The sequence below is a fragment of the Pseudomonas sp. S2_C03 genome, from assembly GCF_054668405.1.
Genome location: NZ_CP162766.1, coordinates 6,217,053 through 6,232,273 on the forward strand (window position 1 = coordinate 6,217,053; position 15,221 = coordinate 6,232,273).

15 protein-coding genes are annotated in these 15,221 nt (G+C 57.5%); 8 read left to right on the forward strand and 7 right to left on the reverse strand.

The features are described from left to right. Positions 1-146 precede the first annotated feature (146 nt). From AB4N64_RS28695 to AB4N64_RS28705, 3 genes are all read left to right on the forward strand, one after another. The gene (locus tag AB4N64_RS28695; protein WP_460120679.1) at positions 147-1,589 is read left to right on the forward strand and encodes a cytochrome ubiquinol oxidase subunit I; all 1,443 of its coding nucleotides are present in this window, start codon (positions 147-149) and stop codon (positions 1,587-1,589) included. Between the two features lie 3 nt (positions 1,590-1,592). Beyond that, positions 1,593-2,600: a cytochrome d ubiquinol oxidase subunit II gene (cydB, locus tag AB4N64_RS28700; RefSeq protein WP_460120681.1), complete on the forward strand. Its 1,008-nt coding sequence runs from the start codon at positions 1,593-1,595 to the stop codon at positions 2,598-2,600. Between the two features lie 63 nt (positions 2,601-2,663). Beyond that, the gene (locus AB4N64_RS28705) at positions 2,664-2,831 is read left to right on the forward strand and encodes a DUF2474 domain-containing protein (protein WP_460126889.1); all 168 of its coding nucleotides are present in this window, start codon (positions 2,664-2,666) and stop codon (positions 2,829-2,831) included. A 73-nt stretch (positions 2,832-2,904) separates the two neighbouring features. Here AB4N64_RS28705 and AB4N64_RS28710 read toward each other — a convergent pair whose 3' ends face one another. Further along, positions 2,905-4,029, reverse strand: a complete 1,125-nt coding sequence (locus AB4N64_RS28710) for a methyltransferase (RefSeq protein WP_460120683.1) — start codon at positions 4,027-4,029, stop codon at positions 2,905-2,907. Positions 4,030-4,190: 161 nt separating this feature from the next. After that, on the reverse strand, positions 4,191-4,916 hold the full coding sequence (locus tag AB4N64_RS28715) for a LuxR family transcriptional regulator (RefSeq protein ID WP_460120685.1): 726 nt from the start codon (positions 4,914-4,916) through the stop codon (positions 4,191-4,193). Positions 4,917-5,233: 317 nt separating this feature from the next. Here AB4N64_RS28715 and AB4N64_RS28720 point away from each other — a divergent pair, with 317 nt between their 5' ends. Then, positions 5,234-6,010 carry a ferredoxin--NADP reductase gene (locus AB4N64_RS28720; protein WP_460120687.1) on the forward strand — a complete coding sequence of 259 codons (777 nt, stop codon included), beginning with the start codon at positions 5,234-5,236 and terminating at the stop codon, positions 6,008-6,010. Between the two features lie 42 nt (positions 6,011-6,052). On the opposite strand, the gene mscL is transcribed toward AB4N64_RS28720, so the two are convergent. Then, on the reverse strand, positions 6,053-6,469 hold the full coding sequence (gene mscL / locus AB4N64_RS28725; protein WP_460120689.1) for a large-conductance mechanosensitive channel protein MscL: 417 nt from the start codon (positions 6,467-6,469) through the stop codon (positions 6,053-6,055). A 603-nt stretch (positions 6,470-7,072) separates the two neighbouring features. Here mscL and radA point away from each other — a divergent pair. After that, a complete protein-coding gene (gene radA, locus AB4N64_RS28730) occupies positions 7,073-8,440 on the forward strand; it encodes a DNA repair protein RadA (RefSeq protein WP_460120691.1) in 1,368 nt (455 codons plus the stop codon). 12 nt (positions 8,441-8,452) lie between these two features. On the opposite strand, the gene AB4N64_RS28735 is transcribed toward radA, so the two are convergent. Beyond that, a complete protein-coding gene (locus AB4N64_RS28735; RefSeq protein ID WP_460120693.1) occupies positions 8,453-8,821 on the reverse strand; it encodes a PilZ domain-containing protein in 369 nt (122 codons plus the stop codon). A 159-nt stretch (positions 8,822-8,980) separates the two neighbouring features. On the opposite strand from AB4N64_RS28735, the gene AB4N64_RS28740 reads away from it, so the two are divergent. The 3 genes from AB4N64_RS28740 to yjiA all read left to right on the forward strand — a co-directional run bounded on the left by AB4N64_RS28740 (position 8,981) and on the right by yjiA (position 12,425). Next, positions 8,981-11,047: a carbon starvation CstA family protein gene (locus AB4N64_RS28740; protein WP_460120695.1), complete on the forward strand. Its 2,067-nt coding sequence runs from the start codon at positions 8,981-8,983 to the stop codon at positions 11,045-11,047. A 14-nt stretch (positions 11,048-11,061) separates the two neighbouring features. Next, positions 11,062-11,259, forward strand: a complete 198-nt coding sequence (locus tag AB4N64_RS28745) for a YbdD/YjiX family protein (protein ID WP_460120698.1) — start codon at positions 11,062-11,064, stop codon at positions 11,257-11,259. A 194-nt stretch (positions 11,260-11,453) separates the two neighbouring features. Then, the gene (gene yjiA / locus AB4N64_RS28750; RefSeq protein WP_460120700.1) at positions 11,454-12,425 is read left to right on the forward strand and encodes a GTPase; all 972 of its coding nucleotides are present in this window, start codon (positions 11,454-11,456) and stop codon (positions 12,423-12,425) included. 54 nt (positions 12,426-12,479) lie between these two features. On the opposite strand, the gene AB4N64_RS28755 is transcribed toward yjiA, so the two are convergent. The 3 genes from AB4N64_RS28755 to glyA form a co-directional block, all read right to left on the reverse strand. Continuing rightward, positions 12,480-13,043, reverse strand: coding sequence for a hypothetical protein (locus AB4N64_RS28755; protein WP_460120702.1), 564 nt, complete (start codon positions 13,041-13,043; stop codon positions 12,480-12,482). Between the two features lie 22 nt (positions 13,044-13,065). Further along, on the reverse strand, positions 13,066-13,593 hold the full coding sequence (locus AB4N64_RS28760; protein ID WP_460120704.1) for a hypothetical protein: 528 nt from the start codon (positions 13,591-13,593) through the stop codon (positions 13,066-13,068). Between the two features lie 189 nt (positions 13,594-13,782). Further along, positions 13,783-15,036 carry a serine hydroxymethyltransferase gene (gene glyA / locus AB4N64_RS28765; RefSeq protein WP_460120705.1) on the reverse strand — a complete coding sequence of 418 codons (1,254 nt, stop codon included), beginning with the start codon at positions 15,034-15,036 and terminating at the stop codon, positions 13,783-13,785. Positions 15,037-15,221 lie beyond the last annotated feature (185 nt).

Here is a 15,221-nt window from a genome sequence, read left to right on the forward strand (position 1 = left end):
GGGTCCGGCGGCCGGATGGCCAGAATCCCCACGTTGTGATGCAGCTAAAAAAAGAACGAATTGAAATTCGCCACACTCCATATCCGTGGGGGCAGTGGATGTAGGCCGCAAGCCTTCAGCCCGTATTACCTGACAGAGGAAGACTTATGTTCGGTTTGGAGGCGCTTGAACTCGCCCGGATTCAGTTTGCGTTCACCATCTCGTTTCACATCCTGTTCCCGGCCATCACCATCGGCCTGGCGAGTTACCTGGCGGTGCTCGAAGGCCTGTGGCTGAAGACCAACAACGATACCTACCGGGACCTTTACCACTTCTGGTCGAAAATATTTGCCGTCAATTTTGGCATGGGCGTGGTGTCCGGGTTGGTGATGGCCTATCAGTTCGGTACCAACTGGAGCCGGTTTTCGGACTTCGCCGGATCGGTGACTGGCCCATTGCTGACCTACGAGGTGCTCATGGCCTTCTTCCTCGAAGCCGGTTTCCTGGGGGTGATGCTGTTCGGGTGGAACAAGGTGGGACGCAATCTGCACTTTTTCTCCACGGTCATGGTTGCTATCGGTACGCTGATCTCGACCTTCTGGATTCTTGCGTCCAACAGCTGGATGCAAACGCCCCAGGGCTTTGAAATCGTCAACGGCCAAGTGATCCCGACTGATTGGTTCGCGGTTATCTTCAACCCGTCTTTCCCCTACCGCCTGATGCACATGGCCACGGCGGCATTCGTTGCCACGGCGTTCTTCGTCGGCTCCTCGGCGGCCTGGCACTTGCTGCGCGGCAAGGACAACCCGGCGATTCGCAAGATGCTGTCGATGGCGATGTGGATGGCGTTGATCGTCGCCCCCATCCAGGCTGTCATCGGCGACTTCCACGGGCTCAACACGCTTGAACACCAGCCAGCGAAAATCGCCGCAATCGAGGGCCATTGGGAGAACAAGGGCGACGAAGCGACCCCTCTGATCCTGTTCGGCTGGCCGGACATGAAAGAGGAAAAAACCAAATTCGCCGTCGAAATTCCATACCTGGGCAGCCTGATACTCACGCACTCCCTGGACAAGCAGGTGCCGGCCCTCAAAGAGTTTCCGCCTGAAGACCGGCCGAATTCGACGATCGTGTTCTGGTCGTTCCGGGTCATGGTCGGCCTGGGGCTTCTGATGATCTTCACGGGGCTCTGGAGCCTTTGGCTGCGCAAAAGCGACAAGTTGTACACGTCCCGACCATTCCTTTATCTGGCGCTATGGATGGGGCCGTCCGGCCTGATTGCGATTCTTGCGGGCTGGTTCACCACTGAAATCGGGCGACAGCCGTGGGTGGTCTACGGCCTGATGCGCACGGCGGATGCGTCGTCCAATCACAGCGTCATACAGATGAGCATCACCCTGGTGTTGTTCGTGGTGGTGTATTTCGCGCTGTTCGGTGCCGGTTTGAGCTACATGATGCGGTTGGTACGCAAGGGGCCGACCACGGATGAAGGCAAGGAAACCAAAGACGGTGGTCCAGGCAAAAAACGCACGCCGGCTCGTCCGCTGTCCGCCGCTGACGATGACGGCCTTGATGGTGATGACCCTCGCAGCCTGAACAAGGAGATTTGAATCATGGGTATTGATCTTCCGCTGATCTGGGCCGTGATCATCATCTTCGGCATCATGATGTACGTGGTCATGGACGGCTTTGACCTGGGCATCGGGATTCTTTTCCCGTTCATCCCAGGCAAGACCGACCGCGACGTGATGATGAACACTGTTGCGCCGGTCTGGGACGGTAATGAAACCTGGCTGGTCCTGGGCGGCGCAGCGTTGTTCGGAGCGTTTCCACTGGCTTATTCGGTGGTGCTCTCAGCGTTGTACCTGCCGCTGATCTTCATGCTGATCGGGCTCATCTTTCGGGGGGTGGCGTTTGAGTTCCGATTCAAGGCCAAGGATGAGAAACGTCATCTTTGGGACAAGGCCTTCATTGGCGGTTCGGTAGCGGCGACGTTTTTCCAGGGTGTTGCCCTGGGTGCATTCATCGACGGGTTACCGGTGGTCAACCGTCAGTTTGCCGGTGGCTCACTGGACTGGCTGACGCCGTTCACGATGTTCTGTGGGGCAGCACTGGTGGTGGCTTATGCGTTGCTCGGTTGCACCTGGTTGATCATGAAGACCGAAGGCAAGTTACAGGAGCAAATGCATGATCTGGCGCGGCCGTTGGCCTTCGTGCTGTTGGCGGTGATTGGCATCGTCAGCGTCTGGACGCCGCTGGCCCATACCGAAATCGCTGCGCGCTGGTTCACATTGCCGAACCTGTTCTGGTTCCTGCCCGTGCCGATTCTGGTGCTGGTGACGATGTACGGGCTGATCCGAGCCGTGGCTCGCAACGCACATTACACGCCGTTCCTGTTGACCCTGGTGCTGATCTTCCTGGGTTACAGCGGGCTGGGCATCAGTCTCTGGCCGAACATCGTACCGCCGTCGATCTCGATCTGGGACGCGGCTGCGCCACCACAAAGCCAGGGCTTCATGCTGGTTGGCACGTTATTCATCATTCCGTTCATCCTGGGTTACACCTTCTGGAGCTATTACGTGTTCCGCGGCAAGGTCACCCATGAAGATGGGTATCACTAGCCAGCTGTTCGAGATGGCGTCATGCAGACGCCATCCACCTCCAAGACAGGGGAGCGCAACGCCATGACCGGTAAACACACCTTGCAGGAAATCGAGGCCGCCGAGAAAAAGCCGCTGTGGAAGCGCCTGGGTTGGTTGGCGATGATCTGGGCTGGCAGCGTGCTGGCGCTGTTCGTCGTCGCGAGCCTGATGCGCCTGTTCATGAATGCTGCGGGCCTTTCAACCCATTGAATTCATCCCATCCCGATGCCTTATGGCACGGATTTTCAACCCTCCAACATTGGAGGGTTTTTTTTGCGCGGGATTATTTTCGGGCCTTGAGGATCACAAACTTGGGGGTGGCCGCCACTTGCTCGACACCGCGGAACAGGCGCGCCAACTTGCTGTGATACCCCAGATGGCGATTGCCGACGATGTACAAGGCTCCGCCCACCACCAGCGCTTCGCGCGCCTGCTGGAACATACGCCAGGCGAGGAAGTCGCCCACCACTTGCTGCTGGTGGAAAGGTGGGTTGCACAACACCACGTCCAGCGATTGCGGCTCCTGGCCCGCGAGGCCATCGCCGGCACGCATGACCGCTTCTCGATCACCCAGCGCAGCGCGCCAGTTCTCGACGGCTGATTGCACGGCCATGAACGATTCATCCACCAGCGTGTAGTGCGCTTGCGGGTTCTGTAACGCGCTGGCAATGGCCAGTACGCCATTACCGCAACCGAGATCAGCCACCCGTGCACTGCCGAGATCGTTGGGCAAGTGCGGCAAAAATGCCCGGGTGCCGATGTCCAGGCCTTCCCGGCAAAACACGTTGGCATGGTTGAGCAGTTCGATCGCTGGCGTGTCGAGTCGATAGCGTGTCGGATAGGGCGAGTCTGACGTGGGTTTGGCTTCGGCCGTGGCGATCAACAGTCGCGCTTTTTTCACCGCCAGCGAGGCTTGCACCGGGCCGATGTAGCGTTCGAGCAGATCCCCGGCGGCACGTGGCAAATGCTTGATCATGGCGGCGGCAATGACCTGGGCCCCGGGCGCCAGTTGTGCTTGCAGGCGGATCAATTGTTCTTCCAGCAGAGCCAGCGTCTTGGGAACTCGGATCAATACCCGGTCGAACGGCCCGGTGAAGCTTTCACTGGCAGGAACCTTCGGCACGGCATCGAACGCCAGGTCGTTACGGGCCAGGTTTTTTTCCAGCCCCTGAAATGCCAGAAACGAGTCGCCGCTGCTGGTGACCTGAACGTTGCCCACAAGGCTTGCGGCCAATGCACCAAAGCTATCGTTGAGCACCAGAACGCGAGTGTCCAGCGAGGGTTGTTGCTCCGCCAGGAAATTGAGCAGGTATTCGTCTGCCGCATCAAATGCTTGCAGCGGTTCATTCTGCTGCTCCGGCTGGCGGATCAGGTCAAGTCGGGCGAAAGGCGTTTCGAGCAAGGGCATGGGGCGGGGCTCTGGGTGATCAACGGGTATCCCGCGGCCCAGGGGCGTCGGAGCGGGCGAAACCGTCCGAGTGTACAGCGCCGTGAAAAGTCACACGTTCAACACTCTGGAGGCGTCGCAAATGGTACGTTTTTTTCTTCTGGATTACTTGCAGGTTTTCATCAGCTTGGGATCGACGGACTGTTGAGGTAACCCGCCTTGATGGCCGCTATGATCGCGGAGATCTTATTGTTGACACCGAGTTTCTCGATGGCGCTCTGAATATGGAAATGGATCGTGCGCGGGCTCAAATTGAGGATTCTGGCGCTCTCATCTGCGGTCTTGCCCGCTGCCGCCAATTTCAGCACATCGACTTCCCGAACGGACAGGTGGGGTGCTGGTGGTTTCATGGGCAACGATTGCAACGCCAATTGGTGCAGGTGGCGCCCCATGAATACTGAAAATCCAAGGTTTTCGTAGAGTTCCAGAGGGGTGATCGGGCAATCGCTCCTCGACAGACTGAAGATACTGCACAGGCCGCTTTCTTCGTCATGCAACGCTTGGGACCAACCGTGCTGGATGCCGTGCGCTTCAAGCGCTTCCCAAAGTGTTGGCGTGTTGGCAAACAGTTGCTCTGTCCACAACACGGGCAACATTGAGTGGTTGCAATGTGCTATTACCGGATCAATCGAGCTGAAGGTTTCGTTCGCATACTCGGTGCTCCATCCTGGCGGGAAATTATGCCGTCCAATAGTACTGGACTGATTGTGTTTGGTTTTCCAAGTCGCTGAAAAGGCGAAAAATTTAAATCCGATATTCTGAGCAAAGCCGAGTGCGCTGCGGTATGCGGAATCTATATCCGTCGTGCACGACAGTTGAGTGAGTTGGTACTCCTTCCATCGTTCCATCACGATTCTCCAGATATCTCTCTTATAGGGTGCACTTTGGATCCGAGATCCTGCACGTTGTCGGATTGTAGGATGCTTCTTACAATTGGGTGAGATTTTTTCGTTTACCGAAACCCTTTAAATTAATTATCCAGTTCTATTGCATTCTATGGTGGTTTTAATATTAAGGGGTTCCTCCATTAACCGAGTAACCACTCTAACGGTTATTCAAAGAGCAGTGATATTTCAGGCGCGACCCTTAAAGTCATTACAAAACGAAGGTGTTTAATTCATCTGCTTTGCGGGACACTGGTACTACCTGTCCAATGGAGCGCCCCATGACTGCCAGCGCCGAAAAATTCACCCAGCAGACCCTGCTCGATGTCTGCCCGTTGACCCCGAACCTGTTCACGCTGCGCACAACGAGGGATCCGGGATTCCGTTTTCGTGCGGGGCAATTCGCGCGTTTGGGGGTCAGCAAGCCCGATGGCAGCACGGTATGGCGGGCTTACTCCATGGTTTCCTCGCCTTTTGACGAGTTCCTCGAGTTCTTTTCCATCGTGGTTCCGGGGGGGGAATTTACCAGTGAGCTTAGCCGCCTTGGCGTGGGGGATACCTTGTTGGTCGAGCGCCAGGCCTTTGGTTACCTCACGCTCGATCGTTTCGTAGACGGCCGTTACCTCTGGTTGTTGGCCACGGGCACTGGAGTGGCGCCGTTCCTGTCGATCCTGCAGGATTTCGAGGTGTGGGAGCGGTTCGAGCGAATCCTGCTGGTCTACAGCGTGCGTGAAGGGGCAGAGTTGGCTTATCAGGACTTGATTGCAGGCTTGGCGCAGCGAGACTACCTGGCCGAGTACGCGCACAAATTGCAGTTCATTCCCACCGTTACACGTGAGTCGCACGCCGGTGCCTTGAACGGACGGATCACCACCTTGCTGGATAACGGCGAGTTGGAGCGAGTGGCGGGCGTGCCCATGACGGCCGAGCATTCCCGGGTAATGCTTTGCGGCAATCCGCAGATGATCGACGACACGCGCAAGCTGCTTAAACAGCGCGACATGAACCTGAGCCTCAGCCGCCGTCCCGGCCAAGTGGCAGTGGAAACCTACTGGTAAAAAAAACGGCGCCTGGAGGGCGCCGTCACTATTTGCATCCTGTCACTCAGGCCTTTGGTTCTGGGCTTTGAGAAGGTCGCGAATCTCCCCCAGCAACTCCTCTTCCTTGGTCGGAACAGGAGGCAGGCTAGGCGCGACAGCTTCTTCGCGCTTCAAACGGTTGATGGCTTTGACGCCCATGAAGATGGCGAAGGCGACAATGATGAAGTCGATCACCGTCTGGATGAATTTGCCGTACGCCAGCATGACCGCAGGGGTGGCGCCGTCGGCGGCCTTGAGCGTTATGGCAAGGTCGCTGAAGTCCACACCGCCGATCAGCAGCCCCAGGGGTGGCATGATCACGTCGCCGACGAACGACGAAACGATCTTGCCGAACGCGGCACCGATGATGATACCGACAGCCATGTCGACCACGTTTCCCTTGACCGCGAAGGCCTTGAACTCACTTATTACGCCCATAGGTATTTCCTTGTTACAGATGAGGTTGGTAATGCAGTGTAAGTCAGGCAAAGGCATCTCGCTCGAAACAACTGCTTGCAGGTCTTGCCTGCAGTCGACCGGGCAGGCAGAAAAAAGTTTACAGAAAGGGCAGCCTCGGGCCTGCTTGTCACTCGGTCCTTTTCTCGACATTGTACTGGTTCATCGTTGATACACGGGCGAACATTGGGTTGTATAAGTCTGACGCAACGAACTCGTGAAGTTTGAAAACCTGTCTTCACACTATTTTACATTTATGGTGGGGGAGGACAGGCGTGTGTGTTGGGATTACTTGAAATAATCAAGGCGATATTGAAGTGCCATCAAATAAGCCTTATGTATTGAAAGGTTATTATGGTTTTTATGTTGTACATCTATTGTTCGTGTTCCGGAAGTTTTGTACAGTTTTTCTTTAGGTAGTTAATCAGCGGTGATCTGTATACCGGGCTGTTGTACAAATTTTTGCTGTTGCTCTGTGACATGCACAAATAAAGAGTCGTGGCGTTACTGTGAAGTTTCATTTATGGAGTGCACGCGCCGATTCAGCCCAGCTGCGCTATCATCGCAATTTTCCCCGGAGTTCAGATGGCCAAGGCCAAACGCATGTATGGCTGCACCGAGTGTGGCGCAACGTTCCCAAAGTGGGCCGGCCAATGCGCAGAATGCGGTGCCTGGAATACCCTGACGGAAACCATGGTCGAGAGTGGTGGTGCCGCTGCTCCCAGTGGTCGCACAGGCTGGACAGGCCAGCAGGCGCAGATCAAGACGCTGGCGGAGGTCAGTGTCGAGGAAATTCCGCGTTTCTCCACGGCTTCCAGTGAACTCGATCGGGTGCTGGGTGGCGGTCTGGTAGATGGCTCCGTGGTGCTCATCGGCGGCGACCCCGGCATCGGCAAATCGACCATTTTGTTGCAGACCCTGTGCAACATCGCCAAAGGGATGTCGGCACTGTACGTCACGGGAGAGGAGTCCCAGCAACAGGTGGCCATGCGTGCCCGGCGCCTGGGTTTGCCGCAGGATCAACTGAGGGTCATGACCGAAACCTGCATCGAAACCATCATTGCCACCGCCCGGGTGGAAAAGCCCAAGGTGATGGTGATCGATTCGATCCAGACGATCTTCACCGAACAGTTGCAATCGGCTCCAGGCGGCGTGTCCCAGGTCCGCGAGAGTGCGGCGTTGCTGGTACGTTATGCCAAACAGAGCGGTACGGCGATTTTCCTGGTGGGCCACGTGACCAAGGAGGGCGCGCTGGCGGGCCCGCGAGTGCTGGAGCACATGGTCGACACCGTGCTGTATTTCGAGGGCGAGTCCGATGGACGCTTGCGTTTGCTGCGTGCGGTGAAAAACCGCTTCGGTGCAGTCAATGAACTGGGCGTGTTCGGCATGACCGACAAGGGTTTGAAGGAGGTCTCCAACCCGTCGGCGATCTTTCTGACCCGAGCCCAGGAAGAAGTGCCGGGCAGTGTGGTCATGGCAACGTGGGAAGGCACTCGGCCAATGCTGGTGGAAGTCCAGGCTCTGGTGGATGACAGCCACCTGGCCAATCCGCGAAGGGTCACGCTGGGTCTGGATCAGAACCGGCTGGCGATGTTGCTGGCGGTGCTGCACCGCCATGGGGGCATTCCGACCCACGATCAGGACGTGTTCCTCAACGTGGTCGGCGGGGTGAAAGTCCTGGAAACCGCGTCCGACCTGGCCTTGATGGCTGCCGTCATGTCCAGCCTGCGCAACCGGCCACTGCCCCATGATTTGCTGGTGTTTGGCGAAGTGGGGTTGTCCGGCGAAGTGCGGCCCGTGCCGAGCGGCCAGGAACGTTTGAAAGAAGCCGCCAAACATGGCTTCAAGCGCGCCATCGTACCCAAGGGCAACGCGCCGAAAGAGGCGCCTGCCGGGTTGAAGATCATCGCCGTGACGCGCCTGGAACAGGCGCTCGACGCGTTGTTCGAGTAAGCCTCTGGGCGCTCAGACTTCGATCAGGGCGCCCAACTCCCGCTCGAGTTCCTGTGGATCGCCCAGATTGAGTTCGATCAGGCGCCGCAGGCGTTCGATGGATTCCAGGCTGATATGCCGGCAAACGAAACCCAGTTGTCCGCGTTCTTCATGGGTCAGTTGCACATCCATCGTGATCTCGACGTCATCGCTCAAATGAATGTCGACGCAAAACGCCTCATCGCGATTGCCCAGCCATGGATCGGGGCGCTCGATGAGCAAGCCCTTGAGTGACAGGTCCACCAGCTTCACCGGCCAGATGAACGCGCCCTGGATCAGCTCGGTTCGGGCATCGAACGCAATTCGTTTGAAGCGGCGGCGATCGGCGGGGTGCTCGCTCATGGCGCAATCCTCCAGTGGGTTCGCTGACTATAGACCCCGATTGTCCAGGCCTGCCAGCCGGCGTCGGTGGCTAGACGAATGTCGGGTATGGTCTTTGCCGTCAGGAGAGCTAAACTCGGGGTGGCTGTCTTTCTTGTCCACCCTGGCTGGAATAATAAAATGAAAAATAACAATAGCCTGCTACGCCACATACCCTGGCTGCTGCTGGCAATCGTGGGAGCGTGCGCCCTTGGCGTAGTGGCATTGCGTCGAGGCGAGGCGATCAACGCCTTGTGGATTGTGGTCGCTGCGGTGGCCATCTATCTCGTCGCCTACCGCTATTACAGTCTGTTCATCGCCAACAACGTGATGCAACTCGATCCACGTCGGGCCACCCCTGCCGTGCTCAATAACGACGGTCTGGACTATGTGCCGACCAACAAGCACATTCTGTTCGGTCATCACTTCGCCGCCATCGCGGGCGCGGGGCCACTGGTCGGCCCGGTCCTGGCTGCGCAGATGGGCTATCTGCCCGGTACGTTGTGGCTGATCGCCGGCGTGGTGCTGGCCGGTGCGGTGCAGGACTTCATGGTCCTGTTCCTCTCCACCCGCCGCAACGGTCGCTCCCTGGGCGACATGGTCCGTGAGGAAATGGGTCGTATCCCCGGCACTATCGCCCTGTTTGGCTGCTTCCTGATCATGATCATCATCCTCGCGGTGCTGGCGCTGATCGTGGTCAAGGCCCTGGCCGAGAGTCCGTGGGGCATTTTCACGGTGATCGCGACCATCCCGATCGCGATGTTCATGGGCGTCTACATGCGCTACATCCGTCCGGGTCGCATCGGCGAAATCTCGGTGATCGGCGTGTTGTTGCTGCTGGGTTCCATTTGGCTGGGCGGGCAGATCGCTGCCGATCCGGTCTGGGCCAAGGCCTTCACCTTCACCGGGATCCAGATCACGTGGATGCTGATCGGTTACGGTTTTGTTGCCGCCGTATTGCCGGTGTGGCTGATCCTGGCGCCGCGTGACTACCTCTCCACCTTCCTGAAAATCGGCACCATCATCGCCTTGGCGATCGGTATCCTGGTGACCATGCCCGAGCTGAAAATGCCGGCATTGACCCAGTTCGTCGACGGCACTGGCCCGGTCTGGAAGGGCGGTCTGTTCCCGTTCCTGTTCATCACCATCGCCTGCGGCGCGGTATCGGGCTTCCATGCGCTGATCTCGTCGGGCACCACGCCGAAACTGCTGGATAACGAAACCAACGCCCGTTACATCGGGTACGGTGGCATGCTCATGGAGTCCTTCGTGGCCATCATGGCCATGGTTGCCGCGTCGGTGATCGAGCCGGGCGTGTACTTCGCCATGAACAGCCCCGCAGCCGTCGTTGGCGGTGACGTGGTGGCTGTGGCGCAAACCGTCAGCAGCTGGGGTTTTGCCATTACCCCCGAGGCGCTGCAAGCGGTGGCCAAGGACATCGGTGAAACCACCATCCTGGCCCGTGCTGGCGGTGCGCCGACCCTGGCGGTCGGCATCGCGCAGATCCTGCACAGTGTCCTGCCGGGTGAAAACACCATGGCGTTCTGGTATCACTTCGCGATCCTGTTCGAAGCCTTGTTCATCCTGACGGCCGTGGATGCCGGTACTCGTGCCGGGCGTTTCATGCTGCAGGACCTGCTGGGCTCCTTCGTGCCTGCGCTCAAACGCACCGAATCCTGGACCGCCAACCTGATCGCCACCGCCGGTTGTGTGGCCATGTGGGGCTGGCTGCTGTATCAGGGCGTGATCGACCCGCTGGGTGGCATCAATACCCTGTGGCCGCTGTTCGGTATTTCCAACCAGATGCTGGCCGGTATCGCACTGATGCTCGGCACGGTCGTGCTGATCAAAATGAAGCGTCAGCGCTACGTCTGGGTCACCATGCTGCCTGCGGTCTGGTTGCTAATCTGCACTTCCACTGCCGGCTTCATCAAGCTGTTCGACGCCAACCCGGCGATCGGCTTCCTGTCCCTGGCGAAGAAGTACAGCGATGCGCTGGCTAATGGTCAGGTCCTGGCCCCAGCCAAGAGCGTCGAGCAGATGCAGCACGTGATCTTCAATGCCTACACCAACGCAACGCTGACGGCGCTGTTCCTGTTTGTGGTGTTCAGTATCCTGTTCTATGCGCTCAAGGTTGGCATTGCCGCCTGGGGCAAAAAAGAGCGTACGGATAAAGAAGCGCCGTTCCAGGCATTGCCGGACGCTTGATCGAGGAGTGCAGCATGTTCAATGACCTGAGTCGCCTCGGTAAATACCTCGGTCAGGCTGCACGCCTGATGGTCGGCATGCCCGACTACGATACCTACGTCGAGCACATGCAGACCAAACACCCGGACAAACCGGTGATGAGCTACGAGGTGTTCTTCCGGGAGCGCCAGGAAGCCCGTTACGGTGGCAAGGGTGGGCCGAAGTGTTGTTGAGCTAACGGCCTGGTTAGCGCGATACCCCTGTGGGAGCGGCGTTGCGACGATTCGACTTGCTCGCGAAAGCGGTGTGTCATTCAACATTGATGTTGACTGACACGGCCTAATCGCGAGCAAGTCGAATCGTCGCACCGCCGCTCCCACATTTGTTTTGTGTTTTTCTTCAGATTTCATATGACAGGAGATTCAGTGTGTCCTCCCCCATGCCCGTCACGATCCTCAGTGGCTTTCTCGGCGCCGGCAAGACCACGTTGCTGCGCCACTTGCTCAAGGCCGAGCACGGCCTGAAAATCGCCGTGATCGAGAACGAATTCAGTGACGCCGGTATCGACACCCAACTGCTGGGTGATGAGCCGGTGCAAGTGATGACGCTGTCCAACGGCTGCGTCTGCTGCACCATCCACACTGACCTGACCAAGGCGCTGTACTTGCTGCTCGAGCGCCTGGACAGCGGCGAGCTGGCTTTTGACCGGCTGGTGATCGAGTGCACCGGCCTGGCGGACCCTGCGCCTGTGGCGCAAACCTTCTTCATCGATGAAGAACTGCGCGAACGTTACATCCTCGACGGCATCATCACTCTGGTCGACGCAGCGCATGCCGAGGTACATCTGACACAGACCATCGCCCAGGCTCAGATCGGCTTCGCCGACCGCTTGCTGGTGAGCAAACGCGATCTGGTGGACGAGGTGACCCTCAACGCCTTGAGCGAGCGCCTGACCCGCATCAATCGCCGCGCCCCGATTCGTCTGGTGGACCACGGGAATATCGACCTGGCTGAACTGCTCGACGTGCGCGGCTTCAATCTCAATGCCGACCTCGGTGGCGGCCTGAGTTTGCGGCCGGTGAGCGTCGCGCCCTCTATTGATCGAATTTCCAGCTTGGTGCTGCGCACTGACAAACCGCTGGATATCGACAAGCTCAGCGAGTTCATGAACGAACTGCTGGAAGACCATGGTAAGCAACTGCTTCGCTACAAAGGCGTGCTGAACATTCAGGGCGAGCCGCGGCGCATGGTGTTTCAGGGCGTGCTGAAGCTGTATGGCTTCGACTGGGATACCGAATGGGCCATCGATGAGCGGCGCGAAAGCGTGATCGTGTTCATCGCCGATGATCTGCCGCAGGAGAAGATCCAGGCGGGGTTCGCCAGGATGGCGGCGGATTGACCTCGGGCGTTGCTTGCGAAACGAGCGGGCGAGCTGAAACCCGCTCTTGGCGCATCAAACTTCATCAGGATGGTTGATGTAAGGGGCGTTTCTTTCGAGAATCTTCAATTTGAAGGGGAGCGGCAGTCCACCCTTATTACCAATGAATACATGCCTGGAGTGATGAGAACTCTGCGCATGAATCAGGCCTGAATTCTTGAGTCGTAGAAAGATCGTAGTTTCATCTGCCTGTATATGATCCAGATTGATGGTTGAATTCAGAGTGTCCACCAAGTGGAATAAAGATGCTTCGCCGGGCGGGAATGCACCAATCAGATTGTTGTCGTGGCTCAGGCATTTTCCGAAGTGTTGTCCAGGCGTCCTGATATAAAGCGTATAGCCATAGTGCGCATGTCTGAAATAGAGTGTTAATGAAAGATCTGGTGGTGCAGATGTATTCGGTCGCAATGCCAGGAAATGGGAGTGGTCAAGTTTTCGCGGGCGGCCGGTAAATACGCCGCCACTGAAGTTTGGGTTGACTATGTGGACTGGCTCACCGTGAAACATGTCGAGAAAATGCATTTGCTTATCGTCGACACTCAAGGTCGCAATGAAAGATTTCTGTCGGTCGGTCGTCATGAGCGGCTCCTTGCCTGGATGATCAAGCCGCGCCGCGACTGATGATGTTGAGCGTGATATCCAACGGCTTGGAGCGTGGCGATTCGGTGCAGACCAGGCCGCCGACCTTGGTGTTGCCTCGCACGCTCAGGGTTTTGCCACCCCGGGTCTGTATCCTGACGGTTGGGGTGTGACTGTTGAATTGTTCAGGGGTGATGATGCGGCCCTGTGCATCGAGCAAGTTGTAAGTGGTTTGCTCGTTAGTGGGCGCGAAGGCTGCGATGAAGTCCTTGTGCTCGTTGCTCAAGGCCTGACGGTGATAGACGTCGTTGGTTAAAAGATAAATCGAGTAGTAGTCTTCGATGCAATAGAAGTAGAAATTGATTTTTTGCGGTGCACCTTTTTGTACGCAAAGATAGTTTGAAACGTCCATGTTTGCTTCAAATGACCAGACGTCGTAATCCGGTTTTTTAATGCGCACGGTTCTACCATAAGTAAGTTTGGGAAGGTGCAGGTTTCCATGGTTGGTAGTGATCGAGGCGACAAACGAGCGCTCTTTGTTCTGACTCATGCAATTCATTCCATTGTGCATTGGGTTTGATTGTTCCGGGTATATCCGGTGATGATTAAACTATCAGCAATGAAGTTTGAGTAAGTCGCCCATTTGATGATCTGATGTTTCAAGTACATCTTTCAACGGTCGAATCTCGGGCAAAAAAAATCCCGGCCACCGGGGCCGGGATTTTTCAATGACCTGCTATCAGGCGCCGTAAACGGGCAGCTTTTTGCAGATGGCTTTGACTTTCTCACGAACGGCGTCGATCACCGCTTCGTTGTTCAGGTCGGCCAGGATGTCGCAGATCCAGCCCGCCAGCTCCTTGCACTCGGCTTCCTTGAAACCACGAGTGGTCACGGCCGGGGTGCCGAAGCGCAGGCCGGAAGTGACGAACGGGGAGCGTGGGTCGTTTGGCACGGAGTTCTTGTTCACGGTGATGAAAGCTTTGCCCAGTGCGGCGTCAGCATCTTTCCCGGAGATTTCCTGCTTGATCAGCGACAGCAGGAACAGGTGGTTCTCAGTACCGCCGGAAACCACGTCGAACCCGCGCTCGATGAATACGCTGGCCATGGCCTGGGCGTTTTTCACCACTTGTTGCTGGTAAGCCTTGAACTCAGGCTGCAGTGCTTCCTTGAAGCAGATCGCTTTGGCGGCGATGACGTGCTCCAGCGGGCCACCCTGGGCGCCCGGGAATACGGCGGAGTTCAGTTTCTTCTCGATGTCGGCGTTGGCACGCGCCAGGATCAGGCCGCCACGTGGACCGCGCAGGGTCTTGTGGGTGGTGGTGGTCACCACGTCAGCGAATGGAACCGGGTTCGGGTAGACACCTGCGGCAACCAGGCCGGCCACGTGGGCCATGTCAACGAACAGGTAGGCGCCAACCTTGTCGGCGATTGCACGGAAGCGCGGGAAGTCGAGGATCTGCGAGTAGGCGGAGAAACCGGCCACGATCATTTTCGGCTTATGCTCGACCGCCAGGCGCTCGACTTCGTCGTAGTCGATCAGGCCGTTGGCGTCGATGCCGTACTGGATAGCGTTGTACAGCTTGCCCGAGGACGAAACGCTGGCGCCATGGGTCAGGTGACCGCCGTGGGCCAGGCTCATGCCCAGGATGGTGTCGCCAGCCGACAGCAGGGCCAGATAAACGGCGCTGTTGGCTTGCGATCCGGCGTGTGGTTGAACGTTGGCGTAGTCGGCGCCGAACAGCTGCTTGGCGCGGTCGATGGCCAGTTGCTCAACCACGTCGACGTACTCACAACCGCCGTAGTAGCGCTTGCCTGGGTAGCCTTCGGCGTATTTGTTGGTCAGCACCGAGCCTTGAGCTTCCATCACCGCAGGGCTGGTGTAGTTTTCCGAAGCGATCAGCTCAATGTGCTCTTCCTGGCGCTGAGCTTCTTGCTCCATGGCGGCAAAGAGATCGGCGTCGTACTTGGCAATAGTCAAATCACGGCTGAACATGGCGGTCCTCAAGGATCGGGGGCAGAAAAGGGGGGCATTCTAACCCAACCGCTTTTGGAAGGGCTATGAAACACAATCACGTTGTGGATAAGCGGGCTTCAAGCTGTTAGCCGCAAGCAACAAGTAAAAGCTGATTCGCTGTTGCTTGCAGCTTGCAGCTTGCAGCTTGCAGCTTGCAGCTTGCA